The sequence below is a fragment of the Kitasatospora sp. NPDC001261 genome (assembly GCF_042896795.1).
In the GTDB taxonomy this organism is placed as follows: domain Bacteria; phylum Actinomycetota; class Actinomycetes; order Streptomycetales; family Streptomycetaceae; genus Kitasatospora.
In genome coordinates this window covers 213490-239864 of sequence record NZ_JBIAXP010000012.1, presented here as the reverse complement: position 1 = coordinate 239864, position 26375 = coordinate 213490, and the positions used below count along the sequence as shown (strand labels likewise).

At 70.5% G+C, this 26375-nt stretch carries 22 protein-coding genes; 10 read left to right on the top strand and 12 right to left on the bottom strand.

All coding sequences use genetic code 11. The features are described from left to right. Positions 1-65: 65 nt before the first annotated feature. On the top strand, positions 66-1562 hold the full coding sequence (locus ACFY4B_RS18220) for a helix-turn-helix domain-containing protein (protein ID WP_387968756.1): 1497 nt from the start codon (positions 66-68) through the stop codon (positions 1560-1562). Next, the gene (locus ACFY4B_RS18215) at positions 1555-2175 is read left to right on the top strand and encodes a 2'-5' RNA ligase family protein (protein WP_387968754.1); all 621 of its coding nucleotides are present in this window, start codon (positions 1555-1557) and stop codon (positions 2173-2175) included. The genes ACFY4B_RS18220 and ACFY4B_RS18215 overlap by 8 nt, the downstream gene beginning before the upstream one ends. 561 nt (positions 2176-2736) lie before the next feature. Here the strand turns inward: ACFY4B_RS18215 and ACFY4B_RS18210 are convergent. Beyond that, positions 2737-3549 carry a hypothetical protein gene (locus tag ACFY4B_RS18210; RefSeq protein ID WP_387968753.1) on the bottom strand — a complete coding sequence of 271 codons (813 nt, stop codon included), beginning with the start codon at positions 3547-3549 and terminating at the stop codon, positions 2737-2739. Between the two features lie 970 nt (positions 3550-4519). On the opposite strand from ACFY4B_RS18210, the gene ACFY4B_RS18205 reads away from it, so the two are divergent. Continuing rightward, positions 4520-4966 carry a hypothetical protein gene (locus ACFY4B_RS18205; RefSeq protein WP_387968752.1) on the top strand — a complete coding sequence of 149 codons (447 nt, stop codon included), beginning with the start codon at positions 4520-4522 and terminating at the stop codon, positions 4964-4966. 45 nt (positions 4967-5011) lie between these two features. On the opposite strand, the gene ACFY4B_RS18200 is transcribed toward ACFY4B_RS18205, so the two are convergent. Together ACFY4B_RS18200 and ACFY4B_RS18195 are read right to left on the bottom strand one after the other, a co-directional pair. Beyond that, on the bottom strand, positions 5012-5176 hold the full coding sequence (locus ACFY4B_RS18200; RefSeq protein ID WP_387968750.1) for a hypothetical protein: 165 nt from the start codon (positions 5174-5176) through the stop codon (positions 5012-5014). 56 nt (positions 5177-5232) lie between these two features. Further along, complete coding sequence (locus tag ACFY4B_RS18195) at positions 5233-5970, bottom strand: hypothetical protein (protein ID WP_387968749.1); 738 nt, start codon at positions 5968-5970, stop codon at positions 5233-5235. A gap of 850 nt (positions 5971-6820) precedes the next feature. Here ACFY4B_RS18195 and ACFY4B_RS18190 point away from each other — a divergent pair. Both ACFY4B_RS18190 and ACFY4B_RS18185 read left to right on the top strand, forming a co-directional pair. Then, the gene (locus tag ACFY4B_RS18190) at positions 6821-7609 is read left to right on the top strand and encodes an RNA polymerase sigma factor (RefSeq protein ID WP_387968747.1); all 789 of its coding nucleotides are present in this window, start codon (positions 6821-6823) and stop codon (positions 7607-7609) included. Then, positions 7603-8163, top strand: coding sequence for a hypothetical protein (locus ACFY4B_RS18185; protein WP_387968746.1), 561 nt, complete (start codon positions 7603-7605; stop codon positions 8161-8163). The genes ACFY4B_RS18190 and ACFY4B_RS18185 overlap by 7 nt, the downstream gene beginning before the upstream one ends. A 304-nt stretch (positions 8164-8467) precedes the next feature. Here the strand turns inward: ACFY4B_RS18185 and ACFY4B_RS18180 are convergent, their stop codons facing one another. Continuing rightward, a complete protein-coding gene (locus ACFY4B_RS18180; protein WP_387968744.1) occupies positions 8468-9214 on the bottom strand; it encodes a DUF6215 domain-containing protein in 747 nt (248 codons plus the stop codon). A gap of 502 nt (positions 9215-9716) precedes the next feature. Between ACFY4B_RS18180 and ACFY4B_RS18175 the strand changes: the two genes are divergently transcribed. Continuing rightward, positions 9717-9887: a hypothetical protein gene (locus tag ACFY4B_RS18175; RefSeq protein WP_387968743.1), complete on the top strand. Its 171-nt coding sequence runs from the start codon at positions 9717-9719 to the stop codon at positions 9885-9887. Between the two features lie 682 nt (positions 9888-10569). Here ACFY4B_RS18175 and ACFY4B_RS18170 read toward each other — a convergent pair. Further along, positions 10570-12210, bottom strand: coding sequence for a trypsin-like serine protease (locus ACFY4B_RS18170; RefSeq protein WP_387968741.1), 1641 nt, complete (start codon positions 12208-12210; stop codon positions 10570-10572). A 319-nt stretch (positions 12211-12529) separates the two neighbouring features. Then, positions 12530-13048, bottom strand: a complete 519-nt coding sequence (locus ACFY4B_RS18165; protein WP_387968739.1) for a hypothetical protein — start codon at positions 13046-13048, stop codon at positions 12530-12532. Positions 13049-13410: 362 nt separating this feature from the next. On the opposite strand from ACFY4B_RS18165, the gene ACFY4B_RS18160 reads away from it, so the two are divergent. Together ACFY4B_RS18160 and ACFY4B_RS18155 are read left to right on the top strand one after the other, a co-directional pair. Beyond that, positions 13411-17385, top strand: a complete 3975-nt coding sequence (locus tag ACFY4B_RS18160; RefSeq protein WP_387968737.1) for a polymorphic toxin-type HINT domain-containing protein — start codon at positions 13411-13413, stop codon at positions 17383-17385. Beyond that, complete coding sequence (locus ACFY4B_RS18155; RefSeq protein WP_387968735.1) at positions 17385-17774, top strand: hypothetical protein; 390 nt, start codon at positions 17385-17387, stop codon at positions 17772-17774. The genes ACFY4B_RS18160 and ACFY4B_RS18155 overlap by 1 nt, the downstream gene beginning before the upstream one ends. A gap of 517 nt (positions 17775-18291) precedes the next feature. Here ACFY4B_RS18155 and ACFY4B_RS18150 read toward each other — a convergent pair. Then, entirely contained in the window at positions 18292-19500 is a 1209-nt protein-coding gene (locus ACFY4B_RS18150; protein ID WP_387968734.1) for a hypothetical protein, read from the bottom strand. A gap of 536 nt (positions 19501-20036) precedes the next feature. On the opposite strand from ACFY4B_RS18150, the gene ACFY4B_RS18145 reads away from it, so the two are divergent. Then, complete coding sequence (locus ACFY4B_RS18145) at positions 20037-20198, top strand: hypothetical protein (RefSeq protein WP_387968732.1); 162 nt, start codon at positions 20037-20039, stop codon at positions 20196-20198. 224 nt (positions 20199-20422) lie between these two features. Here the strand turns inward: ACFY4B_RS18145 and ACFY4B_RS18140 are convergent, their stop codons facing one another. Genes ACFY4B_RS18140 through ACFY4B_RS18130 form a run of 3 tightly spaced genes read right to left on the bottom strand, consistent with a single transcriptional unit; the run spans position 20423 to position 23027 of the window. After that, positions 20423-21025, bottom strand: a complete 603-nt coding sequence (locus ACFY4B_RS18140) for a hypothetical protein (protein ID WP_387968730.1) — start codon at positions 21023-21025, stop codon at positions 20423-20425. Further along, positions 21022-22281, bottom strand: a complete 1260-nt coding sequence (locus tag ACFY4B_RS18135; protein WP_387968728.1) for a hypothetical protein — start codon at positions 22279-22281, stop codon at positions 21022-21024. Before ACFY4B_RS18135 ends, ACFY4B_RS18140 begins: the two co-directional genes overlap by 4 nt. A 2-nt stretch (positions 22282-22283) precedes the next feature. Beyond that, positions 22284-23027, bottom strand: a complete 744-nt coding sequence (locus ACFY4B_RS18130) for an ATP-binding cassette domain-containing protein (RefSeq protein ID WP_380659944.1) — start codon at positions 23025-23027, stop codon at positions 22284-22286. A 726-nt stretch (positions 23028-23753) separates the two neighbouring features. On the opposite strand from ACFY4B_RS18130, the gene ACFY4B_RS18125 reads away from it, so the two are divergent. Then, a complete protein-coding gene (locus ACFY4B_RS18125; protein ID WP_387968727.1) occupies positions 23754-24035 on the top strand; it encodes a hypothetical protein in 282 nt (93 codons plus the stop codon). Between the two features lie 524 nt (positions 24036-24559). On the opposite strand, the gene ACFY4B_RS18120 is transcribed toward ACFY4B_RS18125, so the two are convergent. Both ACFY4B_RS18120 and ACFY4B_RS18115 read right to left on the bottom strand, forming a co-directional pair. After that, complete coding sequence (locus ACFY4B_RS18120; RefSeq protein ID WP_387968725.1) at positions 24560-25339, bottom strand: hypothetical protein; 780 nt, start codon at positions 25337-25339, stop codon at positions 24560-24562. Further along, positions 25332-26186: a hypothetical protein gene (locus ACFY4B_RS18115; protein WP_380659947.1), complete on the bottom strand. Its 855-nt coding sequence runs from the start codon at positions 26184-26186 to the stop codon at positions 25332-25334. The genes ACFY4B_RS18120 and ACFY4B_RS18115 overlap by 8 nt, the downstream gene beginning before the upstream one ends. Between the last annotated feature and the right edge of the window lie 189 nt (positions 26187-26375).

Here is a 26375-nt window from a genome sequence, read left to right as displayed (position 1 = left end):
GTGGCGTAGTCGGGTCGCTACGGTGAGGTGGTCAGGCCGCTCACCGCACCCATCCGGGAGCCACCATGCCTCCACGCCCCAAGCCCGGATCCAAGACCCACCGGGACTCGCTCCGCACCGAACTCCTCGCCGTCGGCGCCCCGATCGCGACGATCGCCGCCGAGATGCGCACCCGCTTCGGCTGCCGTCCACGGGAGGCTTGGCGCCACGCCCACGGCTGGACTCTCCAGGAGGCGGCCGACCGACTCAACAACGCCGTCGGCGCCGCCGGGCCCGCGACGGACGCCTCCCTTCTCGGCAAATGGGAGAAGTGGCCGGCCACGGCGGGCCGACGGGTCACCCTGCGGGTGCTCACCGTCCTCGCCGAGCTCTACGGCGCCTCCTTGGAAGACCTGCTGGATCTGGAAGACCGCCGCGCCCTGCCCGAGTCCGATCTGCGCGTGCTGCGACACCAGGCCGCCGGCGATCCGGCCACGGCCGTTGCGGCGCCCCTCCCCCCGGTGCCCGACGTGCCGCTCACCGGCGCCGAGCTCATCCACACCGCGGCCGACGAGTCGGCGCAGTGGACGCAGTGGGCCGAGGTCCCCAACTGCGGGCCGGTCAGCGTGGAACAGTACGCCGCCGACGTCCGCGGCTTCGCCGCCGACTACCTCATGGCCCAGGACCCGCTGAAGGTCTACGGGCAGACCCACAGATCACTCGTCCGGGTCTGGGACCTGCTGTACGGGCACCAGAACCTGGAGCACCGCCAGAAACTCTTCGCGACCGCCGGCTACCTCGCCGCGATGATGGCCTGGATGACCAGCGACCTCGGACACATGCGGCAGGCCGGAACACACATCCGCGCCGCCATGGTGGCCGCCGAGATGGCCGGCGACCGGGGCCTCCAGGCATGGGTCGCCGCCACCCGCAGCAAGCTCGCGTACTGGGACGGGCAGTATCGCGCGGCCATCCGGCACGCCGAACACGGCGCCGCCATCCAGGCACCCGGAACCGTCACCGTGCTGCTCCACTGCCAGGCCGCGGACGCGTGGGCGGAAGTCGGTGCGCACACCGAGGCGAAGGCCTCGTTCGGCCGAGCCGAGGACGCCGCCGGGCTCGATCTCGCCAACGCCTTCCACGACCAGGTCGGCGGGCTGTTCGCCTGCACGGACGGACGGCTGGCCAACTACGGGGCGGGCATCTGCCTGCGCGGTGACAACCCGACCCGGGCGCTGGCCCACGCCGACCGCGGCCTCGCCGCTCTCCAGCGCCAGGACGTCCGGCCCCTGGGCACCATCGCCCAGCTCCACATCACCCGCGCCGGAGCCCACCTGCTCGCCGACGAACCCGAAGGCGTCCTCGACGCACTCGCCCCCGTCCTCGCACTGCCCGCCGAACACCGCACCGCCCCCGTCCGCCGGCGCCTGCGCGACCTGGCCCGGGACGCCGCCGGATCGCCCATGGGCAACAGCGCCGCCGGACGCCGCCTGCAAGCCGTCGTGGAAACCGCCGTCCGCGAAGCCAAACTCGCCCTCTGCCTCACCGGCCCGGACAGTGATTGGATCAGCAACTATGACTGACACCCCTGCGCGCATGGCCGATCACTGGTGGTGGCGTCCCGGCTGGGAACCGGGCACCCGCTGGTACACCTGGCACCTGACGTTCGACGGCGCCGACGACGTCCACCGCCTGGCCGCCGACTACCGCCACGCCCTGGCCGGCGTCCCCGGCCTCGACCTGGTCCCCGACCGCTGGCTTCACCTCACCATGCAGGGCCTCGGCTCCACCGCCGAGGTCAGCGAGGCCGACGCGCGCGCCATCGCCGACGCCGCCGCCCACCACCTCGCGAAGATCCCCGCGTTCGACCTCGCCCTGGGCCCGGCGATCGTCACTCCCGAGGCCCTGCTCCTCACCATCGACCCGGCCGAGCCCGTGCGCGCCGTCCGCACCGCCATCCGCGCGGCCATCGCCGACGTCTGGCCCGAGGTCCCCGAACCCGCCGACAACTTCCGGCCCCACGTCTCGGTGGCCTACTCCAACGCCGCCGGCCCGGCCCGACCGGCCGCCGACGCCCTCGCGGGCGTCACCACCTACCCGGCCGCCGCCCGCGTCACCGCGGCCGAACTCATCGTCCTCGGCCGCGACCGGCGGATGTACGAGTGGGAGACCGCCGCCCGCGTCGCGCTCGGCTGAACAGCGCCAGGTCCAGGCTCAGGCCGGCCAGGAGCGCCGGAGCCCGCTGCCCCACGCTCCTTGCCGCCCGATCCCACACCGGCGCGGGCCTTCGGGCCCGAACGCCGACCCGGCTCCTGAGCCAGCGGCGCTCGGCCCAGCGAGACAGGACATTCACACCGCTTCCCTCAACTACCTGACAACAGCTCGCTCGGCGTCGACTCCGCGATGCCCAGCTCCACCGGTGCAGCCGCCTTCGAACCGTGGCGCCCTACGAGGAACTGGGCCGCGATGCCGTGCTGCGCCCGTCCGTCCTGACGGTCGAGCGCAGCAGCTCGGTGACGGTGGCGGCCGCCCGGACGCCGGCCGGCGGGTGGACGGCGCGGGCAGGGCCAGCGCGGCTCTGTGGAACCCGCGCAGTTCCGGCGGACAGCTGCACACCGGTGACACTGCTGCCCCATCAGTCTTTCGGAGTCACGGTAGCCGGGGCGACCCTACGGCCCGCAGAGCAAGACCCACCAGCTGAATCACGGCTGAAAAGCCCACTGAGCGCCGGTTTTCGTTCCTACCGGTCTCGACCCGTTACCCCAGGAAGGGGTTGGGGCTGGCGGCGAGGCCGTCGGCGGTGAGGGTGTCGGTGAGGTGGGTGAGTTGGGGGTGGGTGGAGGCGACGGCGCGCAGGAGGTCGCGGACGCTGGGCGCGGGGTCGAGTCGGCGGCCGCGGCCGCTGGTGAGCAGTGGGCCGGCCTCGGGGCTGCTGTGGGGGGCGGCGGTGCGGCGGTGGGGAAGGTAGTCCTCGACGGCGAGGGCGACGGGCGCCGGGAGCTCCTGGAACTCGGTGCCGCCGCCCTTGAGGGTGACGAGGGCTGTGGTGCGGTGCTGCTCGCGCACGATGCCCTCGACGTCGAGCGCGACGGCCTGGTGGGCGCGCAGGCCGCGGCCGAGGACGAGGTAGCCGAGCGCGCGGGCGCGGTGGGGCATCAGGCCGCTGTAGCGGTCCAGGGCGGAGACGTAGAGGGTGGACTCGGCACGGGTGAGGGCGGGGCGGCCGGGGAGGTCGGCGACGGAGGGGCGCAGGGTCTTGGGGGCGGGGTTGACGATGCCGGGGTCGAAGCGCTGGGCGTGCTGGTAGAAGCCGCGTACCGCGCTGACGAGGAAGGCTCGGGTACGGGCGTTGTCCGCGCCCGCGGTCCAGTTCTTGACGTCGCGGCCGCTGGCGCTCCAGACCCGGTCCCCGATGTACGCGATCCAGCGCATGACCTCGCGCGGGTAGTTCAGCCGGGCGCTGTCGCCGAGCGGGGTGGTCGTCAGCCAGTCGGCGAGCACCTGCTCGGGGTCGGGGCGGAGGACTGGGAGCTCTTCCTCGGAGGTGGGCTCGCCGGCTGGGATGTGCATGGGGCCCAGGGTGTCACAGGCCGGTCGGGGAGGTGTCGAGCCGGGTGTTCTCCCGCTCGCCGTACGCCTCCAGCACCGAGGCGTCCTCGATGTCCAGGTGCTCGGCCGGGTACGTTGCGACTTCGTCGGCACGTCGGTCGGGTCGTCCAGGAAGAACCGCTCCAGCTCCGCGCGCGGGTCGGCGCCCCTCGGAACGCCGTGTACCCCGCGGCCTGCTCATCCGTCAGAACTCGACCGGCATCCCGAACCGCGAGGCGGTTGAGCAACGCGACCGCCGAAGGTTCAACCACCATGAAAGCGTAGTCAACGGGTTCTGGAGAGTGGGGAGAGGGTTTAGCGCCAGTGTCGCTCCGATGATCCTCGCCCCCGAGACAAGGCTGTCGGCGCGGCGGCGGATCCGTCGCCGCCAGGGGTCGTTCCAATTGAGGGCGGCCACGTCCTCGTCTTCCACTGACCCCTTCCCGGACTCCGCCAGGAGGAATCCCTTGGGCTCCTGATAGAACGACTCTCCATGGAGACGGCACCGTCCAGATTCCCTCAGAAGTGACTTTCTATAACAGCCTTACCGTCACCAACTACCCCGGCCAGCCTTCCGAACCGCCGTTTCCACGCGTACGTGAGGGGCGCGCGCGGCGACGGCTGAGTGCACGGCTAAGGCCTAGGGCTGTTATAGAAAGTCACTCTGGGATGGTGCGGCGGCCCTGTGTCCGCTGGAAAGCCGAACCGGAGGCGTTGGCCACACGCGATGGTGGTCGGCCCTTCGGTTTTCCGACTGTCAGCAACGCAGGTGAACCCACCGCGTCCAGAAGCGCCTCGGCTGGCTCAGCCCGGACGAGTACGAGACGAAGCACTACGCCGACCAGGCGACGGCCGAACCGGTGGCCATCGAACCACCCACACCCATCCTGACCAGGTAATCAGCACCTTCCACGCAACGGGGAAGCTCAGCGGCGGTGGCGGTGGCCTGAGCGTGCAGGGCAAGGGGAAGGCGGCGTCGGTGCCTGTCGAGCATCGTGCTGCTTCCACAGGCCGGCCGGAGCACTCGACGAAGGCGGTATCGGTGGGCCCGCCCCGGTTGCCGGCCGAATCGATCGCTCCGGTGGCCGAAACGTTGAAGAAGGCCGCCAGGGAGCGCTCCACTACCTCCTGGCCCCAGCTGAGTCGGTGCCTCGGCAAAGCCCTGCCCGACCTTCACCCCGATGACCGGGTCCAGGTCCTGCTTCGGGTGGAGGACACCACTGCCGCCGGTGAACCGCTGCTTTCCTCCCTGCTCGCCGCCGGCGACGCCCGACACCCGGCCCTGTACCACGACCTGGCCGCCCGTCTCGGCCGGCAGGCATCCTCTACCGCCAGCGAGGCCCGCGTGCACTGGCAAGCCGAAGCCCTGCGCGTTCAGCGGCTGTTCAGGCATCGCTGAACCACCTCCTACGACGCCGACCGGTTCACTCACAGCAGTTCGTTGTCAGCCGTTCCGGCCTCGGAGGGCCCGGACGCCAAGGTCGTAGGCCATGGAGCCGAGGGTGAGGACGACGAGCGGCCACACCAGCGGGGAGTCGGGCGGCACCGTGCCGGACAGCAGGGCGCCGGTGACGGAGCCGGTGCCGGCCATGGCGGTGCAGGTCGGCATGGCCGGCACGCGCACCAGCGGGCCGAGCCCCGGCCTGGGGGCAGCCGGCCGCCGGTTCATCGGGTCACCGCGGCGGCGAGGGCGCGCTCGGTGTGCCTGTCGCCGATGCGGGAGAGTTTGCGGCGGACTCGGTCGCCGACCTCGGCCGCCAGGTCGAGGTCGAGGGCGGCGTCGGCCCAGCTGCCCTTACGGGTGGCCCAGAGGTTGGCGACGGCGGCCTCCGTCGCGTTCAGGCTGCGGAAGACGGCATCGATGCGGGGGTTGGCGAGGCAGCGGTCCAGTGTGGGGGCGTCGGCTGCGGTCCGGTCCGGAAGGACATCCCGAAGTGTCACGCCGTCGCGGTTCGGGGCCTCCAGCAGCCATACCCGTTCGGCGCTCCGCTCGCGGACCTCGCCATCGGGGCCTCGCCAGTGGAAGCCGCCGGTCTTGCGCTCCCATAGAGGGGTCCATCGTCGGCGTTCGGCGGCGGTGTTCGCCCGCAGGATCGCCAGCAGTTCCGGGTCGGTGAGGTAGCTGCCGAGGTGGTCGACCCAGTCCCCGAGCAGCATGGAGGTGACCGCGTCCCTCCACCGTTCGGGCGGTACGTGGCCGAGGACGTCACGCGTGAAGGTGTCGACGGTGGCGTGATCGCCCTCGATCGCGGCCCACCGGGCGGACAGCGCGGCCAGCAGGGTCTCGCGGGTCGGCGTCCAGCCGGCGATGAACGTCCACCACATTCCGACGCCGTCCCAGCCCTTCGGAACCTTCCGTACAAGGTGGAAGAACACTCCCAGCGGCGTCTTCCTGATGGTCACCGGACCAGCAGGGATACCGACCTTCCCGCCGGTCCTTCCCAGCATCAGGAGACGAAGGCCCTCCTGGGTCCTGTAGCGGTCCTCAGGGTGAGGGTCCGTCTTCCGGCACTGGACCGCGCGGCCGGTCCAGTGCCGCGGGTCCTGAAGAGCGGCCAGCCCTGCCGGGAGGGTGCAGCCCCGGGCTTCGGTGGTCATCTTGTTCTCGGTCCTCCGTCTCCTGGGGAACTTCCCCTACTCTTCGCCCCGGCAGCGGGCCGAAACGGCAAAGAATCTTGACCCTGCGGACGTGTTCCGCATCACACCAGGGGGTGGTCGGGCGAGGCGCACCTGGTGCGGGGGCTGGGGAGTGGATCGCGCCGCAGTGCCAGGTCGGGGCGCGCCCGGCGGTGCCTCGCCCGCCCGACAACGGTCACGCCGTGACCGGCGGCGGAGATGAAGTCCTCGGTGGCAGCCGAGGTGAGGGCTGCAGCTGTGATCACTCGGGTCGGCGGTTGCCCGCCGAGGGCGTTCGGCGACTGCCACCCTGGGTGAGGTGGGCGGGCGACCGCCTTCGTGCCGGCGGGCCGGGCTGCGCCGATGACCACCTTGCGGGTCCACGGCACCGGGTGCGCCCTCCCTGGATCGTTGTGTTTCAGTTTGGTCCGACCGTGACCGAACGGTGCGCTCGGGCGACCGGAGGTGCCTGGCGGGCGGGGGCCGGTCGGTCAAGATGCTTGACCTTCCGTCAGATTTGCTCAACTTCTTCCCAGCCTGCAGGAACGGGGTGTCCGGTCGGTTTCCTTGTCTCGAACAGGCCCCGCGGCCCGGACCGAGGGTCGGTCCGGGGTCCGTGGCGGGAGGACGGAAGACCATGGTCGGCATCGACGGTGGCGGCCGCGCTGATGCGCACGATGGCGCCCCGAGCACGCAGGCACACCAGGACCCTCCCGAGCCGGCGCCCGACTCCGGGACCGGGGACCTCGCGGCGGACACCACGCTGCCCGACGAGCTGGTCGCCCTGATGGTGATGCACGGCGAGGCGTACTGGGAGTACGCCCGCCTGCACCTCGGCGACACCGACGCCGCCGACGGCCTGGTCGACGACGTCTTCGCCGACCTCGCCGCCACCTGGGACACGGTGCTGCGCCAGGAGAGCGTCGAGGAGTTCTGCTGGGGCGTGCTGCGGGCGACGGTCGACGACGCCCTGGAACGCCGCGCCCGGCCGTCGGCCTTCACCGAGGCCGCGTTCGCCGTCGCCATGGACGACGCCCGGGAGGCGTTCCAGGCGTTGGAGAGCGGGATCGGGCTGTTCGCCGGGATCGGCGACCTGCCGGGCAGGCAGCACGACGTGGTCGTGCTGACCTACGTCCTCGGCTACCCCATCGTCACCGCCGCGCGAATCATGGGTATCACCCAAGGCGGGGTGTACAGCCTGCGCTGCGACGCCCGCCGCCGGCTGGCCGCGGCGCCGTCAACACGCGGGCCGACACCGTCCGCGAAGCCACGGACCCCAGCCGGACCTGGGCGCCGCTCGCGGAAGTCCGCCTGCCGGAACCTGAAGGCAGGAGCCGGGCCGCCGCCTGCCTGGACGACGCACCGGCCCGGATCGCCGCGCGCCTCGCGCTGCGGCCCGCGGCGCAGCCCTCACTCTCGGTGGTAGCGCGTCTGGACCGCGCCAGGTTCGAGCTGCTGGCGCTGTGCCACCTCGTGGTGGAGGACGTCCAGGCCCCAGGTTGGATCACCGCGCTGGCTGACACGCCGGCGATCGAGCCGCACGGTGCGCTCGTGCTCGGCGCGCTGTGCCACCTCGCCGTCCACGAGGGAGACGCCAAGGACGGCGCGATGATCCGCCACTCGCTGGCGGACGGGCCGCGCACGTGGTGGCAGCTGGCCGCCGGAGCCGGATGCTTCCAGGCCGCCTACGCGCTCACCCTGCTGTCCGTGGGCCGCGGAGACCAGCGGGAGGCGCGGCACTGGCAGCGCCAGGCCTGCCAGCTCGCCGGCCACCGGGACGTCCGAACGACGGTCCTTGCCGCCTACGACGGCTTCCAGCCCACCCACGGTCTGTGCCCCGCCATCCGCGAGGCCCTGGCAAGCCTGCCGACCAGCCGCGACCCGGACTTCGGACGAACCCCCGCGGTTGACCCGGGTCCGCTCGCCAACGCACTCCGCCGGCACCGCACCGGCCCCTGCTGCCGTCCCGCCATGCCGTAGACGGCCCGGAGCACGGGGCGACCGTGGTGAGGCCGTCCCGATCGGCACTCGCCGACCGCTGGCGTCGACCACGCAGCGCGCCACATCGGGGAGGGCCGAGCGACCATCCAGCCTGACCACCAGGGCGCCGCCGCGCCGAGGCCGGCGCCCACCGGCGCTGGGGGTGCGAGAGCATCGGGCAGACCGAGCACGCCGACGACAACCCGGTCTGGGACGCGGTGTTCCCGCCCACCACAGGACACTGGGCGAAGCGGCCCCGCGGCGGCTGGCGCGGTCGGGCGGTGCTGTTGCACCGGGCGCTGCGTCAGGTGGTGACCCAGCCGGGGATGGTCGGCAGTACGGTCTCGGCAAGCCGGGTCAGCGTCTCGTGGTCGATGCCGGTTCCGTCCTGCCGGATGACGGCGAGTTCGAAGATCGGGCCGAGGTAGTCGGTGGGATCCTGGGCGACCATGAGGGTCTGGGCATCGGGCCCGGGCACGGTGACTGGCTTCCCGTTCTCGTCGTTATCGGGGGCGAAGTTGAACGTGCCGGTCGTGTAGATCGCAGCGGGGTGGCCGAGGACGGTCGTCTTCGTGGTGGATTCCGGGTGCATCCCGAACTTCTCGTCAATCGAGGCGTAGCCCTCCGCGAGGGCTACGGCCGAGTGCCGCAGGCGCACCTCCGCAGCCGGCTTCCACTGGAAGCTGTTCGGTATCGGGCGTGCGGTCACGACGGGGTCGGTCGGTGTGCCCAGCAGGGTGGGCAGGTCGGGGCGGTTCAGCGCGGCGCACAGGGCCGCGGTCCGCTGCGGGTCGTTCGGTTCAGGGGGCGTACACACGACCGGTCGGGCCGGCTCGGTCGGCTTGGCCTGCTCGGTCGGGTTCGTCGGTCCGGAGAGCAGTCCGGTCCCCCATAGTCCCGCCAGGACCGCGCCGAGCACACCGGCCGCGGCGGCCACCTTGAGGCCTGCCCGGTCGGCGTCCCGCTTGGCCCCCTTCCCGATCTTCTCGACGGCGACGTTGTCGGTTTCCACGTCTGAACCCCTCTGTACGAACAATTCGATCGTGATCATAGTGTCCCTATCAGGCCTCTGGCCTGCGGGTATTCCCGGCTGCGGCGGCGGCTCAGCCGCCGGAGCACTCCCTCGACGCCCCAGCAGCAGTGCCGAATCGGTGCGGCTGACACCGTGCTCCCTTGCCGTTCCCGCGCGCCGTACCACCCTGCGGGGAGCTGCGGCAGGGGGACCCGGTCGTACCCGCCCTGGACAAAAGGGCCCCATAGGGGAGTGCTTGAAGCCGGCGATGCCGCCGTCGGAAGGCTCGACATCGAGGGCCTCGGCGGCACCCGGGCCGTCCGGGTCGTTGAAGCCGGCCTGGTCGCGGACCTCGCCTGCCTGTTCGCCCTGACCCGTGAGCGGCTTCTCGGCCTGGAGCGGATGGGCGGGACGGGTACCCGACGGCCTGCTTGTCGTGATCGGAGCCGCCCGATCCCAGCCGCTCAGTCGGGTTTTCTGCGCCCTTGGTGCGCGCGCCGGGCAGACGATGTCCTGTCGGATCGCCGCGTTCTTCGGGTCGATGGCGGAGATCCGTGCCGCCGGCGCCGAGGCCCTGCCCGGCGTCGACGGCGTCGGTGCCGAGAAGGGCCGCGTCGTCGCCGTCGAACTCGCCTGCCTCGCCATGCTGCTGGACCTCCTTGCCGCCCTTGGTGTTGGCACCTCCGTCAACGCCCCCGAGGCCGCGGCCTGAAGCGACGTCGAGAACGCGGTGGCCGACGGCGGTGGGTTCGCGGGGGAGGCGGTGGTCGTCACGGGCAGCGTGACCGGTGTGCTGGCCGAGCTGTCCCGCAACGAGTTGAACGTGCTGATCGAACGCGCGGGCGGCAAGGCCTCCTCCTTGGTCTCCACGTGCGCCACCCTCCTGGTCGTCGGGGGAGACGGCCGGCTCCAAGCGCGCCATGGCCGAGGACCTCGGTGTCCCTGTCCGCACCCCGGGCGAGTTGCCGACCGCCCCACCGCCTGCCTGTCGTAGACCGGCACGGCCGTCGTGTACGCCGGCTCCGTCGAGGCCGGCGACGTCCGCCATGGACTCGTGGACCGAGCCGGTCCCGCGGTTGCCAGGCATGCCCGAGCTGTAGTGCCAGGGAGCATGAACGGGGCCGGGCCCGACCGCTGCTGGCGGTTGAGCCCGGCCCCGTCGGTGGTGTCCGGACGCCTATGCCCTGTTCACGCCCACAGTGTTCCTGCCCGAGCCGGTTCCCCAGGAGGGATCGCCATGCACGAGGCGCGAGGCGGCCCCCCGGGAGGGGGCGGAGGCGCTGGGCGACGAGGTTGCATGGAGCGCACCCCGAGTACGGCCTGGCCGGTCGGGTCACCGCCCGCGAGGACCGTCAGGTGCTGCCCGGGCGCTCGGGATGCAGCCGCTGCGGTTGTCAGAGGCTGCTGGTGATCATGGTCCCGGTGTGGCTGCCGGGGATGGCGGCCAGGTTGAGGGTTTCGGGGGTGGCCCAGGTGCCGTCGGCGTGGCGGGCGGTGAGCAGGACCTTGTTGTCGGTGGTGGCGATGGCGAACTGGGCGTCGGCGTCGACGGTGGCGGCGCTGATGCTGGTGCCGGTGATGTCGCCGATGACGCCGCCGAGGGAGGCGATGGGCTGCCAGCTGCCGTTGGCCCAGCGCAGGGTGTGGTACTGGCCGTCGCTGGCGACGAGGGCGAGGTTGAGGCCGGTGCTCTGGCGGGTGATGGCGACGGAGGTCACGGGCGCGGTGGCGCCGGCGGCCTCGGCGACCGATCCCCAGGTGCCCCAGTTCCCGGCGGCGGTGCGCAGGGTGTGGTGGACCTTGCCGCCGGTCACGGCGGCGATGTGGAGTTCTCCGTTGGCGGTTCCGGCGGCGGAGAGCGAGGTGATGCCCTTGAGCGGGCCGGCGACGTCGCTGACCACGCCGAAGGCGCTCCACTGGCCGGCGCCGTTGCGGACGGTGTGGAAGAGGATGTCGTTGGCCACGATGGCGATGTGCAGGTCGTTGCCGACGGGGGCTATGGAGACCTGGGTGATGTTGCCGAGGTCGTTGAGGGCGATGTTGAGGTCGACGAAGCGCTGGCCCCAGCTGCCGTCCAGGTTGCGGATGGCGTAGTGCAGGTGCCCGTCGCCGCCGAGCGCGACGATGTGGGTGGCGGTGTTGATGCCGGCGGTGGCGACGGCGCGCACGCCGCCGATGTTGCCGGCCGCGGCCTGGACGTCCTCGTACGGGGTCCAGGAGCCGTCGTAGAGGCGGGTCGCGAAGTAGAGGTTGGCGTCGCTGCGGACCAGGGCCTGGGTCTTCCAGCCCACGGCCTTCGCGCGGGTCTGCTGGACCCAGCCGGCGATGTCGTCGACGCGGGTGTTGTAGGCGCCGGTGCGGGTCTCGGTCTCGCCGGGGCAGCCGCCCTGCCAGGACTGGGAGGCGACGGCGACGAGTTCGGCCTTGCCGCCCGTCTCGCGGATCACGGGGGCGCCGGTGTCGCCCTTGCAGAGTGCCGCGCCGCCGGTGCCGGTGGTGCCGATCCCCGTGGTGGTCACGGTGTCGAGCGAGAAGGTGCCGGTGTGCATCGTGCCCGGCCGCCACTCGGTCTTGGTACGTCCGAAGCCGGGCGCGACCAGCGTCTGTCCGGTGACGGGGGCGCTGGCTGCGACGGCGAGCGGGGCGATGCCGTCGACGGGGGCGGCGAGGCGGGCCATGACGAGGTCTCGGTCGGTGCGCGGCGTCAGGTCGGCGATTGCGACGCTCTTTCCGCCAATGGTGGCGGTGGTCGTCCACTTCGGTGCCCCGGCCTGCAGCGAGTCGGGCTGGGCGGGGTTGTCGGCGAAGCAGGACGCGGCCGTGATGATCCAGTTGCGGTCCACCAGGGCGCCGGTGCAGGCGCGGAAGTTGTCGCCGATGGCGAGGGCGGCGGTGTAGGCGTGGGCACCGTTCGGTGCCGCGTCGCCGGTGATGGCACCGGCCGGGGCGGAGGCGAAGGCGGCCAGCGTGCCGGTGGCCAGGGCCGCGGCGAGCACACCCGCGCGGAGCGAGCGGGACGAAGTCGTGTGGGACATGTAGGGCATTCCTCTGAAGGGTCTCGGACGGCGACGGTCCGGGTGAAGCGGGTGTGAGTGGGGTGCTTGCCGTTCCCCGGGGACCCGCGGAGCGGTGTCCGTCAGGGCGCCTGTTGGCCAAGGAGCGGAGCGTCGTCGGTGTTCACAGGCCACAGGGCTGGCTACGCGGCGCGGGTGTGGGCGCTGGGGTGTACGGCCGGGACTGCGGTGAACGCGTCGGCGGCCACGTCGGCATGGGTCGTCATCCGCGTGACGCGCGCGGAGTCGGACAAGAGTTCATCCTTTGGCAAAGCCTCAGGGGGGGATCTTCTCGTGAATGTCAGCCGGTGACGCGCAGCTCGATGAGGACCGAGTGTTGACCGCTGTCCCCTGCCTCGCCGAAGGTCGTGTAGTCGTTCTTGGGGGCGCTGACGATGCTTTCCTTGCCACTGGAAGTGATCTTGGCCTGGACGGGGTGGTCCTCGGTCCAGATGCCGTAGGCCTCCGGGATCTCCATGGTGAGGTAGCCCTGCTTGGCGTTGACCGAGAAGCAGTAATTCTTCTGGCCGGTACGGGACTTGACCTGGATGTCGTACGCGGACTTGCAGTCGGTCAGCATGATGTGGCCGTCGCCCTGCTTCAGGCTGATCTTCTGCTCTTGGAAGATCCTTTCGGATCCCGGGTGCAGGAAGTCCTCCACGGCGCTGGGCATCGTGTCGCCGGCAGCCGGGGCCGCCGCTGCGGAGGCGGGCTGAGGGTTGCCGGGGGCGGCCTGGGCGGTGGTCAGGGCAGTGAGTCCGATGACTGTCGCCAGGACGGCGGCCGGGGCGAGGAGCTTCGAGGCTCGGTGCAGCGGCATGAGGTTCCTCCGAGGTTTCAGGCAGGGGGGGCTGGCGATATTTGGATCGCATACGTAAAGCCTGAGTAAGGTACCAGTAAGGTCTTTCTCGCGACTGACTGGCCGCAAGGTGCCGATCGCTCCTACTGGCATGGTTTCTTGACGAAGAAACAGCTTCAGTTTGTCGTCGAATGGCTTCGGGCAGGGTGTCGACCCGTCAGGAGAATTCGGACTTTTCGGTGGATCTCGGCCGGTCGGCGAGGGGATCTTCTGCCTGTGATCTCCGTCACGTTGAATAGTGAAGGGTATTTTCTGTGAGATGGCCCCTGCGCTCGTGGAGAGCGCCAGCCGACACTGCAAGGAATCAGACCGGCCGTAGAGGGATGGTGCCCGGCGTACGCGGCGCGTGTGCCGTTCTGCTGCCGGTAGCGCTCGCAGCCGGTCTGCTCGGAAGTACCCCGGCTGTAGCCGACGGCGTCGATGACGACACTTGGTACGCGACCGGCGGCCGCAATACGGTCGTTGATCTGTGGACCTCGGGCGGATCCGGGGTCAGGGCCGCGGCCGAGGTCGCGCTGACCGGTTCCGATGAGGACGTGAAGAAGTTCCTCCTCGGCGTGAAGGAGATCCAGCAGGACGACGACCTGGTCGAGGTCAGCCGGATCTTCAACATGGGCGGCCCGGGTGTGCGTGAGGCCGCGAAGAAGGCGCTCAAGGGCTCCCCGGACGAGGTCCGTGCCTTCCTGAAGCGCGGCTGGAAGACCGCCCTTCAGGAAGATCAGGCCGTTGAGGCGTCCCGGATCATCAACTACGGCGGGTACGGGGTCAGGGAGGCCGGCAAGGCGGCGCTGAAGGGGACCCCGGAGGACGTCGCGGCCTTCCTGAAGGTCGGCCAGTACGTCGAGCGTGAGACCGACAACGAGGTCCTGGCCTCGAAGATCATCAACTCCGGCGGTCCCGCGGTGAAGGCGGCGGGCAAGGCAGCGTTGATGGGAGGTCCCGAGGACGTCCTGGAGTTCCTGGAAGTCGGGCAGTTCGTGGCCCGCAACCGCGACCAGGAGCATGCCAGCATCGAACAGCTGACCGAGCAGGCCGAGCAGGCCGGGGCTCAGGCGCAGGCCGCCAAGGAGGCCGCGGAGCAGGCCTCGGTCGGGGCCGTCCAGGCGTCGGCCCAGGCCCTGGAACTGGCCCAGGCGGCGGCCAAGGAAACCGAGGGGGCCAGGAACGACTCTCAGAAGGCCGCAGCCAAGGCGCAGCAGGCCGCCGACGCCGCCCGGTCCGCGGCCGGAGCCGCTCAGCAGGCCATCAGCGCGGCGGGGGCTGCGAATCGTTCGGCTCGTGTCGCGGCCCTTGCGGCGGCGCAGACTGCGAGTGCGGCGACAGCGGCCGCGAACGCCGCTTCCGAGGCCTACAAGGCCTCGATCGCCGCCGCCGGCGACGCGGGCAAGGCGGAGGAGGCTCGGAAGGCCGCCGGCGCCGCCCGCATGACGGCTGCTTTCGCCGTGAAGTCCGCTGCCGCCGCCAATGCGGCCGGTGACGCTTCGAAGGCCGCCGGGGAGGCGGCGAAGGCATCCGTGAGCGCCAGTTCCAACGCGGACGCCGCCGCGGATGCCGCCGATGCCGCGAACGCCAGCGCGAAGGCGGCCGGGGTGAGCTCCGGCCGGGCTGCCGCGGCGGCGGCCGAGACCCGTCGTCACGCCATTGAGGCCCGGCGCGCCGCCGGTGCCGCGCAGGCCCTCGCCAGCCAGTCGGCTGCCGCGGCCTACGAGGCCCGCGACGCCGCGAACTCGGCGGCCACCCACGCTACCAACGCCGCGAACGCCGCCGACCAGGCCGCTGACCGGGCCGGCCAGTCAGCCGATTTCGCCGCGGAGTCGAACCGGCAGGCCGAGGCCGCGAAGAACGCGGCCGAGAGCGCCAGTACGGCGGCCAAGGCCGCCCAGACGGTCTTCACGGTCGCCCGCGCCGCCGAGGAGCAGGACCTCGCCACCCGCACCGCCGCCGACATCGAGAACGCGAAGTCCCAGAAGGAGCAGGCCGAAGGTTTCGTCTCCGACACGGCCGCGAGCACGGTCGAGACCAGGGGGTTGGACGCCGTGGCGGCGGACCTGGCGGCCGAGGCCTCCAAGCCCGGCGCCGACACCAAAGCCGTGGCGGCCAAGGGACGCTCCCTCGCTCTGAAAGCCATGAAGAACAGCGGCCCGTGGAGCCAGGAAGCGGCCGCCCGTGCCCTGGGCGGCAGCGACGACGAGATGCTGGAGTACCTGCGCACCGGCTGGAAGCAGGCCGCCCGGCAGCAGATGCGCGAGAACCTCGGCCGGCTCAGCACCCAGAGCGAGTACGAGGTCGTACGCACCGCGGCCGCGAACGCCCTCAAGGGCAGCGACCAGGAGGTCGCGGACTTCTACACCAACGGCCAGTACGCCGCGGCGGACACCGAGTACCAGGTCCGCGTCTCCCAGGTCTACAACGCCGGCGGGCCCGGGGTGCGCCAGGCGGCCAAGGAGGCGCTGTCCGCCGAGGACCCGAAGGTGCGCGCGGCCTTCCTCGCCAACGGCCGGTACACCGCCCAGTACGATGACGAGCAGGTGACGGCCTCCACGCTGTTCAACGGCGGCGGGCCCGAGATGAAGGCCGCGGCGAAGATCGCGCTGGCCGGCCCGGCGGATGAGCTGCACGACTTCATCCAGGTCGGCCAGTACATGGCCGAGCGCAAGGACCAGCTCGCCGACAACCACATCAACCAGATGCAGCGGCTACTCGCCGAGGCCTCCCAGAGCGCGGCCAAGGCCCAGGAGAACCGCTGGATCGCCGCCCAGGCCGCCCTGACCGCCAACAACGCGAAGGACCAGGCCCAGGCCGCCGCCGCCGAAGCCGGCAAGTCCGCGCAGCAGGCACAGGGCTACGCCCAGGTCGCAGCCAAGGCCGCCACCAGCGCCGATTCATCCGCTTCCAAGGCTGCAAAATCGGCCGTCGCGGCGCGCAACGCCGCTGCCGCCGCCAATCGCGACGCGGCCGCCGCCGCGGAATCGGCCGCCAGCGCGAGGTTCTCCGCGGCCTACGCCCGCACCTCCGCCGCGCAGGCCAACGACTCCGCGGTGAACGCCCGCGCCTCCGCCCTGGCCGCGGGTAAGAGCTCGACGGAAGCCGATGCCCTCGCGTCCCAGGCTTGGCAGGCCACCCTGGAACTGCGCCAGGCCGAAAAGGACGCGGAGGAGCGCAAGGCCGCGGAGGAGCGCAAGGCCGCGGAGGCCGGCAAGGCCGAGGCGCAGCGCCGCGCCGAGCAGGAACGCTCGAAGAAGCGCTGCGAGCCCCCGGTCAACCACGAGATCCGCGGCTTCCTGCCGTGCGCCCTGTCCTCGGGCGGACAGTTCTACGTCCCGCCAGCGACGATCGACCCCACCCTCAAGGAGGCCGTCTGGGAGACCATCGGCCTCAACGACATCAAGGCCTGCGTCGACAACCCCAAACTCGGCAACTGCACCGCCGCCATCGTCACGGTCCTGCCCGTCGGCAAGCTCACGATGCTGAAGAAGGCCGAGGAAGGCGTCGAAGGCCTCCTCGAAGCGTCACGCTACCGCCAGATGGAAAAGCTGGCCGCGGAATGCGCGCGGAAGATCCCGCAGAAGCACAGCTTCCCCGCAGGCACCCCGGTCCTGATGGCCGACGGATCGGCCCGCCCGATCGAACAGATCCGCATCGGCGATCAGGTGCGCGCCACCGACCCCGAAACCGGAGAGACCACCTCCCGCCGCGTCGACGCCACCATCTACACGCCCGACGACCGCGATTTCACCGACGTCACCATCACCTCTGAGAGCGGCACGACCGGCACCATCACCTCCACCGATCACCACCCCTTCTGGGCCGAGAACCAACGCGCCTGGCGTAACGCCGCCGACCTCACCACCGACGACACCCTGCGCACGGACACTGGTCGGCCAGTGGACATCACCGCGACCAGGCACTGGACAACCCTCCAGCCCGCCTACAACCTCACCATCAACACCGTTCACACGTACTATGTCCTCGCGGGAAATACGCCAGTACTGGTTCACAATATTTCGTGGTGCACTGATGCGGAACGCCTCGAGGACGCTGGCGATATCGCCAGGGGTCACGCAAATAGCAAGCATGCTGGGGAATTTCCTGGCCTGTCTGCCGACGACCTCGTCAAGCTCACCAAGGATGTCATGGCGAATCCGTCACGGACCAAGGAGCTGGGAAGCGGACGGAAGGCGTATCTCGGCAAAGACGGCTCGACTATCGTGATCCACGATCCGCTGCATCCGGACGGCGGAACCGTCTTCCGTCGGGACTCGAAGACGCTGGAAGAATACTGGGATGGACTGAACTGATGACAGAACGGAATGTTGCGGCGAGCGAACTGCTCGTAGAGGGCGAGATCGAACTGCTGCGGCGAGCGCTCCTAGAATGGGGTGGGCCGGCCCGGTGCAGCGATCAGCTCGCCATCGGCATGGGATTCGCGAGCACTCAGGATCTCCTCGACCAGTGCCGCAGGCTTCGGAGTGCACTCGGCGAGGACTTGCCGCTTTCCCCAGTGGACTGGGCGCGAACTCTGCTGGCGGTTGAGATCGTCTTTATCAGCGATCTTGCGGGTACCGGCTTCGAATGGTCAACAACCACAGGGCGCAGTGACGAGTCGACCATCGGGATACTGCGGTCGATCCAGCGGAAGATCGCCAGGACTGTCAGCCCATATTACGGGAAGACTCCGAAGGGGTGACGAAAGGCGAGCCGCTCCAAGGACTGCGGAGCGTGCGTATATATTTCTCCAACAGGTCGACTTGATGAATTTTGACCAATGGTAGACCTTTTAGAATTTCCAAACCAGGACACTCCCGGCTATCGAATTAATCCAGCAACTGCAATTTAAGGTACGCGGATCATCCGGGCTCGAATCCCCGCCAGTAACCGCTGGCGGGGATTCGAGGCTGCGCGGCCCCACCATGCGAATCGGTGGTGCTGCCTTCCGGCGTTGCTTGGCTTCGCAACCGTGACGCCACTTCTGGCCGGTCTGGCGGGCAATGCCGACGATCCGGTATGCCTCGGTGTTGGTGTAGCCCTGCTGCATGAGCCGGGAGTACGTCCCCCGCTCCCGGCTTAGCTTCACAGGCCCCTGGGCCGTCCGGTCCTTGCGGATCCGATGTCCAATGCATCCCCTGAGCTGGGGTGTTGCAGCGGCTCCTAGAACCCAAGCGAGCAGTGGGAGGTCGGGCCCTTCGGCTCGGGGTGGGCGTCCGTCACCGGCGGCCCTGGGGGGCGAAGGCGTTCCAGCGGCCGGCCTGGTGGCCGTTCGCCTGGGCGCCGACCTCGACCTCGACGTCGAACTGCGGGGCCTTCTTCATCGTGATCCGGAAGGAGTACTCGACCGAGTCGCCCCGGCGGTCGGACTCCAGCCCGGTCGGGGCGAGGGCGATCAGGCCGTCGCAGTCCTCCCGCAGCTCGACCGGCTTCCACGCGCCGCCGGCCATGACCTCCAGCACGACGTCCTCCGGGGTCAGCCACGCGGCGCTCGACACGCCCACCACGGGGCGCAGGTCCGTGGTGCCGTGCGGGGCGTCGACCACGAAGCCGAACTCGGCGGGGGTCGTCCCGACCTTGGGGCTCGACGCCGTCACGCCGGTCACCTCCGGGGCCCGGTGGTCGACGAGCGCGGCGTTCACCACGGCCTTCGCCATGTCCTGGTAGTCGGTGGAGTTCGGCACCGGGGCGTCCGCCTCGATCGTGATCCGCCCCGGACGGTTGGCCGTGGACAGCCGCATCCGGTACTCGATGGTCCGGCTCTCGCCGGCCGCCAGCGTGAAGGCCCCGTCGTTCCGGTTGATCACGTAGTCCATCCCGGTGCCCTGGCTGAGGTGGTCCAGCGTCTTCCAGCCCGAGGCGTCCTTGCGCTCCAGGGTGCCGTCCGCGCTCCCGAATACCCGTGCGCAGGGCGCGCCCGCGTACAGCTGGGTGGCCACCACCGGGGCCACGCCGCGGGTGCCGGTGGCGTCGTTGTTCTTCCAGGTCACGGAGAAGGACACCAGGTCGTTGAGCTCGATCTGCCCGCCCTCGTTCAGGCCGTCGAAGGTGATGCCGATCCCGCTTCCGCCGGACTTGGCGGGGGCGGCCTTCGGCGCGGCGGGCTTGGCCACGGGCTTGACGGCGGGCTTGGCCGGCGCCTTCGCGACGGGCGTGGCCTCGGTCCTGGCGGCCGCGGCCGCGGGCGCCGGGGCGGCCGGGGCGGCGGTGGTCGGCGCGGCCTCGGTGGTCGGCGCGGCCGGGGCGGGGGTGGTCGGGACGGCGCCCGCGCCGGGGGTGGCCGACGAGGTGGCCGCGGGGGTGGCGGCGGGAGCGGAGGCGGCGACGGACGCCTCGCCGTGCGTCGGGCCGCAGGCCGCGATCCCCACGGCGGTGACGACGGCCAGCGGGACGATCTTCGCAATACGGGCGATAACGGACGCGTTCATGTGACAGTCCCCCCAAGGACATGGTGATGGTGGTGATCGAATGAGCGGGCGCCTACCGTCGCGCCCCGAGGAGCCGGCCCGAGCCCCGGTCCCGCCGGCTCGCTCTCCCTGCCTCTCACCCTGATAGACGTCCATCCCGCCGGGGGGTTGCAGGCCGGTTCGAAGAATTTTTCCCGGCCCCTCCCCGGCACGAGGCAATCCCGCACACGGGACGGCCAGTGGGGACGCGACGGCGGACAGGGAGACGCCGTAGCCGCGGGTATCCCGTCAGAGACCCACCTGGCGCGCGGCCGTAGTGCGTCCCCCACGGCTGCGAGCCCTGGCAGATCGACCCGTACGCCGGCTGCGGGACGCCGATCCGCCGCTACGGCGACACCGGCGTCCACGCCTGCGAGGCATGCCAGGCGAGGACCGCCCGACGGTGAGCACTAGGACCAGCACGATTGGCTGCCGCAGGGACCACCAGGGGGCTCGGGAGCACCGGGCGAGCGGGGCAAAGCCGTCCCGACCGGCACCCGCCGCCGCTACCGTCGCTCATGCGGCCCGCCACCGCCGCGGCCGCCACCACCGAGGAGGACCAGGTGACCACCCAGCCCGACCTCCAGGACACGGCCGCGCCGAGGCCGGCCACCCTGCACGAGCTGCGCACCGCGATGTCCCGCTACGGCCTGCCCGGCGACCGGGACCGGTTCGAGTAGGACCTCGCCGCCGCCCTCGACGCGTCCCCGATCGGCGACCTCACCGCGCCGCGCCCCGGCGGGCTGGACGCGGTCGAGAAGCTCGTCGAGCGCCTCGCGGTCTTTCCGCGGCTGGGGATCCCGGTACCCGGCGGCACCGACCCTGAGGTCCAGGCCCGCGCGACCGACGGACGCCCCGGTGCCCGGCCGGTCCCGACGGACCGGACCGAACACGGTCGGAAGCGTCATTCGCCGTCGACATCGGTGTGCCGGCGTAGAGGGGGGAGGAGGAGCGACAGAGCGCCGATGGCGAGCAGGAGCAGGGCCTGCAGGCCGGCGGTGACTGACGCGGCGTGGTGCAGTGGCCAGGCCCAGATGCCGGGTCTGTTGTGTACCAGGCCGAAGGAGACGCACAGGAAGGGGAACAGCGCGGTGGCCACCGTGGCGACGCGGGCTCCCGCGAGCCAGCGGACGATCAGGGCGAGGCCGAGGTAGCCGGCGAAGTCGCGGGCCAGAGCGGTGGTGGCGCTGCCCGCGCCCGCCGTGGATGCCACGGCGGCGGTCAGCGCGCAGGCCAGGACGCATGCGGCCATGAAGGCCGCGTCCCATCTGCCCATGGCGCGGACCGCCACCCGTTCCGTGATGCCGTCGGCGCGGGCCTGGCCCTCCAGGATCAGGCAGACGGGTACCAGGGGCAGGAGCGAGGACATGGGGAGGTCGAAGGTCAGGCCGCCGATCACCACGGGGATGGGTACCGTCACGGAGTCGGCGCCGCTGCCGAGCAGGATGCAGGCGAGCAGGCCGACGGCGACGGCGGGAACGTACCTGATGCGCAGCCACCAGATCATCGGGTCGCCTGGAAGGAGGGTGCGCCCGGCTGGTGGTATTGCGCGGGGTCCAGGACCGGCTTGACGTCGCAGCGGCCCACGGTGTCCGCGTTCTTCCGGAACCATGTGAGCTGTTCGGCCTGCGGGAGCGCCATGACCTGGCGGGCGAGCTGTACTTCCTGTGGCCGGTAGCGGCCTTCGACCGTCCTGGGGGTGACTCCGGCCGTGAGCTTGAGCCAGGACGACAGGGGGGCGACGGCCTCGGATCCGGGCCAGCGGGCGAACGGTTCCTTGGCGCAGTCGGGAGCCCCGTTGGGGAGGTATCCCAGTGCGACGAGCGACTGCACCTCGTCCTTGCCGGGGCGGGCGGAGAGCGGTGACACCGTCGCGGTCTGCGTCAGGCCCGCGGCGTTCAGGCGCTGCTGGGCCTCGAGGGCCCAGTCGGTGATGCGGGCGGCGTCGGCCTCCTGCTCGGGCCACAGGCACACCCGCGGCGCCGTCGTGGTGCAGGTCTGCTCGCTCTGCGGGCGTGCCTGCGCCGCACGGTAGCCGAGAGGTGCGGCGATCCACGCACCTGCGGCTGTCGTGGCCGCCAGCGCCAGGATCGCGGTGATCCGGTTGTTCCCGCGCAGCCGCGTCCAGATCCAGGCAGCACCCACCATCCCGACAGCCACGACGGCCGGTGCGAGGACCGCCCGGGTGGCCGGCACCTGGTCCAGGGCACAGCACTCGGTGAGGTTGCGGCCGTTGAGCTGGCGGACCCAGAAGGCGTCGAGGGTCGACGGGTAGGCCATCCACAGGAAGCTGGCGATGAGGGTCAGGGGTACGGCGAGCAGCCGCGGCAGCATCTGTCCGAGTACGTAGCCGGCCACGGTGTGTGCGAGGACGACCAGCAGTTCCAGGAGGATGATGACGGGGACGGACCAGCCCGGGATGCCGCCGGCCTGCGGCACGAACAGGGCGAGGGCAGCCAGGACGGACACGGTGCCCAGGGCCAGGGTGGGGGCCAGGAGGGGGAGGGCGATGGCGGTGGCGGAACGGGTTGGTGCGGTACCGAGGACCGCGGACTGGCGCACCCTGAGGCCTTCCCAGGCCCCGCAGGCCGCGACGGCGGGTGCGGTGAAGTTGAGCAGGAAGCTGCTCTGGGCGGTGACGGAAGGCCAGTAGCCGTCGGTGATCCAGCCGGTCATTTTGCCGCTGTACATCGCGATCCACACGAGCACGACGGGCACGGCCCGCACGGCCGACGAGATCCGGATGATGCTGCGCCAGGGCACGGTCACACCTCCCCGGTGACGATGCCGGCGTAGGCGCTCTCGGCACGCCGTTCCGCGGAGACGGTGCTCGGCGCGAGTGCCAGGAAGGACTCGATGGGCCCTTGATGGCGTACCTGCCCCTGGTCGAGGACGACGACCGAGTCGTAGATCTCGGCCAGGTCCTCGGTCTGATGAGTGGAGACGACGAAACTCGTGAGGCCGCGCAACTCGCCGATCAGATCCCGGAAGACTCCGCGCTGGACCGGGTCGAGTCCGGCCGTGGGCTCATCCAGAAGTACGACCTGGGCGCTGTGCACCAAGGTCTGGGCGATCCCCAGCCGTCGTAACTGTCCACCGGAGAGCTCCCCGCTGCGCCGGTCCGCGAGCGAGGTGAGCCCGACCTTGTGGATGGCCTTCTCGGAGTGGTCCCAGGCCTCGCTGCGCGACATGCCCTTGAGCCAGCCCGCGTAGGCCGCTTGCTCTCGTACCCGTAGGCCGGGTACCGGCCGCACCTGTTGGGGGAGCCAGGCGACCTTCCGGCGGTAGGCCTTGAGGTCCTTGGAGCTGCTGGTGTCCAGGCCGTCGAGGGTGATGCGGCCGGTCTCGGGCCTGAGAGAGGAGGCGATCAGGCCCAGCAGGGTCGACTTTCCCGCGCCGTTCGGGCCGAGCAGGACACTGCACCCTGTGCCCAGGCGGAGGCTGAAGGAGTCCAGGACTCGGGAACCCTTGCGGTAGCCGAAGGAGCAGTCAGTTACTTGAACAGGCACAGTTACCGATCCGGTTTCATGTGAGCTGGCGAGAGACGTAGTGCGTCCAGCCGGCTGGAGGTTCTTTTCTGCAGGTGTGTGCACCGCCAGGTTTCCGATATGGACTCTATGGGGCGGTGAACGCGCCTCGAATCTCCATGATTTTTCGCTGGGTGAAGCACGGGCCGGGCAAGGGTGCCGACCTCGTTCACGGTGATGAATTGAGGTCTTCTGGACTGGCGCGCCGGTCTTTGTGGCGCCGACACTGACGGAGGGTGCTCCGGGCGTCGCTGGCATAGGCCGGAGCACCCGTCAGCCGAGGGGTGCCTGAAGCATGCCCATGCCTGGTGATCTGCACCGACCTCCTTCTGGTGAGCCTTGCCACGAGACCTGTGGCGAGAGTTCGGATCCGATCATGCCGCATGAGCGCCACCTCCGTAGCGGCTTCCAGGGATCCGATCGCACGAAACATGACAATTGGACCATTCGATGACCAATCATATTGCACAGTGCAATGTACGCCTTGCATCTATTGTCGTAAATTCCCTACCCGTCCTCGGATTCAATTGCCTTGGCCTGGAATTTCTACGCCCTTGAACGTTGCAAATTACTCGGCGAAAACCGGCCGACCGTGCGGGAGTTTCAGAAAGTCATTCGCTCGTACGCATGCATCATCAATTCGGCACTCCGGAGCTTCCCGGGTGTCGGCTTCGCTGATGGGCGAAGCCCCCACAGAAGGGGATCAAGGTGCAGGTCACTGGATTCATGCGGCGTCGCGCGGGCGTCGTCGTGGCCGCGATCGCGGCGGCCACGATCGCCGGAACGGTGCCGGCGAATGCCGAGGGAAGCTGGAGCTCCAGCATCACCAACTGGATGTACAACTTCGAGTCCCGCCTGGTGGACCGACAACCACACCAACGGGAACTGGATCACCGTCAGCTTCAGCTGCTGCTACCACAACAGGTCAGCCCGGGAACGGCTCAATCGCACCGCCCCAGAGATGGCCAGGCCTCCACGCTCGAATCGTGAGGGACCTGGCCATCAGCGTACGACGGTTCAGACCGAGCCCCACGGCGCCGCTCTCGCCATCGCCCGCACCACCCGAGCCGGAGCGATCCCGCTGCGCACGCCCGCCTGGCTTCGCCGCGGACCGGAGCAGCGTGAGCCGCCGCCGTCCTCGCTCAGACGATCGAGAAGTCCAGCCACCGCGTCGGCGATCCGACCCAGCGGCATCGTCCGCCACGTGAGCTGCGTCGGCTTCGGCCTCTCCGACCCCGTCGCCCACCCGGGACGCCTCGCCTCCGAGGTGCGCGCGCTCCTGTAGACCGCCGTCGACAACCTGCTGACCCGCGAAGCCCTTGGGGGCTTGCTTGAGCCGGATGCAGTTAACGCTGCACGTCCGGTTCTGAGGGGGCCGGGTCACGGGAACGTGACCCTGCTACCCGACCGATCTCAGATCTGCTCACCTGACGGTGCATGTGCACCCCGGATCCGGCGCCAGAGAGGGGAAGGGTGACGATCAACCACGTTCCCTTCATGTCACCGGGTCACGATCACGGGGCGCTGCGTCGCCCCGTGACCACTCCTGGGGCATCCGGCGCGGGGCGTGGTGGATGCTGCCCGGTGACACTGGCGGTCTCGGTGCCCACCGCGTCGGTGATCTCGGGTGCGGTCAGGCCCACCACGTAGTGCAGGCTCGCAAGGTCCTCGTCGGCTGCGGCGGGACGGTGCTCGGCGAGCGGCTCGCTGTTCGGCTGGTCCCACTCGGCGACCGTTCTGCGCAGGATCTGCCAGGCCATGGCGGTGGGGTTGGAGCTGCCCAGCACCTCCGGCCACACCTCGGCCAGTGTGCAGAAGGCCCGGTCAACGATGCGCCCGGCGACGGCCGGCTCGTGGAACCGGACCCGCGCATAACTCAGATAGCGCGGACGGTGCAGCTCACAGAAGGCCGTGAACTCCGGAGGCATGTCCGACAGGTCGAGCGGCTTCGTGTGGCCGGCGGCTCGGTACAGCACCTCAGCCCCTTCGAGGTCCCCGGCTCGCTCACGCAGCATCGCCAGCTTGACCAGGTTGTCGGCGCGGCCGGCGTCGGCCGCTAGGCGAAAGAGCCACCCGGGGTTGTTGATCGAGAGGGCCAGCTTGGCCAACTCGCGGGCCGCATCCTCGGCTGAGCTGACGTAGCCGGAGTCGGTAGCACCTCCACCCAGCAGCTCGATGATCATTCGTACCTCGTCAGCCCGTCGGAGCGGTGTGCGCTCGCTCAGTCGGCGGGCCCCCGGAGATCCCAGGGAGGATTGCTCCAGCAGCGCGTCGAACTCCTGGTCGTCACCCACGCCTGTCACGCTCCTCCTGCTGTTTGGCCTTGGTCCGCCACCGGTAGAGCAAGCCTTCGATGGCCCGGACGGACTCGGCGCCCAGGACCTCGCAGATCTCCTGCTGTGAGTATCCGTCGACGGTCATCGCCACTGCGGCTCTGAGCCTCGGATCGTCGATCTCCTCGATGGCGAGCATCACCCGCAGGTTTCCCAGCGCCTCGTCTTCGACGCTCAAGGTGCGCACCGAGTCCTCGTGAACGGCCTTCAGCCGCTTGAGAGCCCGGGACTGCTGCTCCCCGCTGGCCCGCCAGCGTCGGAATTCGTTGGGGAAGTCGTACGCGCAGGCGCCCATGAAGTAGGTGGTGATGCTGGCGCCGCCCTCGAAGCTCCAGCCACCCTCGACGAACGCCTGCCGGCGGAAGCGGGGCAGGGCGAGGGCCACGGTCATGGTGGCGAGCTCCTCCCTGAGGTCGTTGTTGAGGTGAAGTTCCTCCAGCTCCAGTTCGTTCGGGTTGAGGCCGAACCCGCGGGCCGCGACGAGCTTGAAGATGTACCCGGAGTGCATCCAGGCCTTCAGCACGGCGATTCCGTACCGCACGAGCTCGTCGACGAACCTGTCGTACTGCGGGCCCTCGAAGCCCTTCTTGGCCAGTAGCCCGACGATCCGCTGGTCGGCCAGCCGCCGGTCGACGCTCTCCTGCAGCTTCTTCGCCCTCGCGCTCTCACGGGACTCCTCCGCGAAGAACGCATCCAAGATCTCCATCGGCACCGGCATGCCGAGCTCGGTCGCGCCGGGTCGGCCTGCGGGTTGTAGGTCCCGGACGCGCGCGGCCGCGAACTGCGCGCCCGCGTCGTCGCCCCGCATCGTCTCCCCTTCCGATCGTCTCCCGGCCCGATGAGGAACGGGGCCGTCGTCAGGCTCCGCCGGACTCCCTCAGCCTTCGGCGGATGGCCGACCCCTTTTAAGTAGCCCTCCCCCGGGTACCCCACGGACTTTTTCAAGATTTTTTGGAGCGGCTCCGAGGAAACTCGTCCGTGGGGTGCAGGGCCCGGG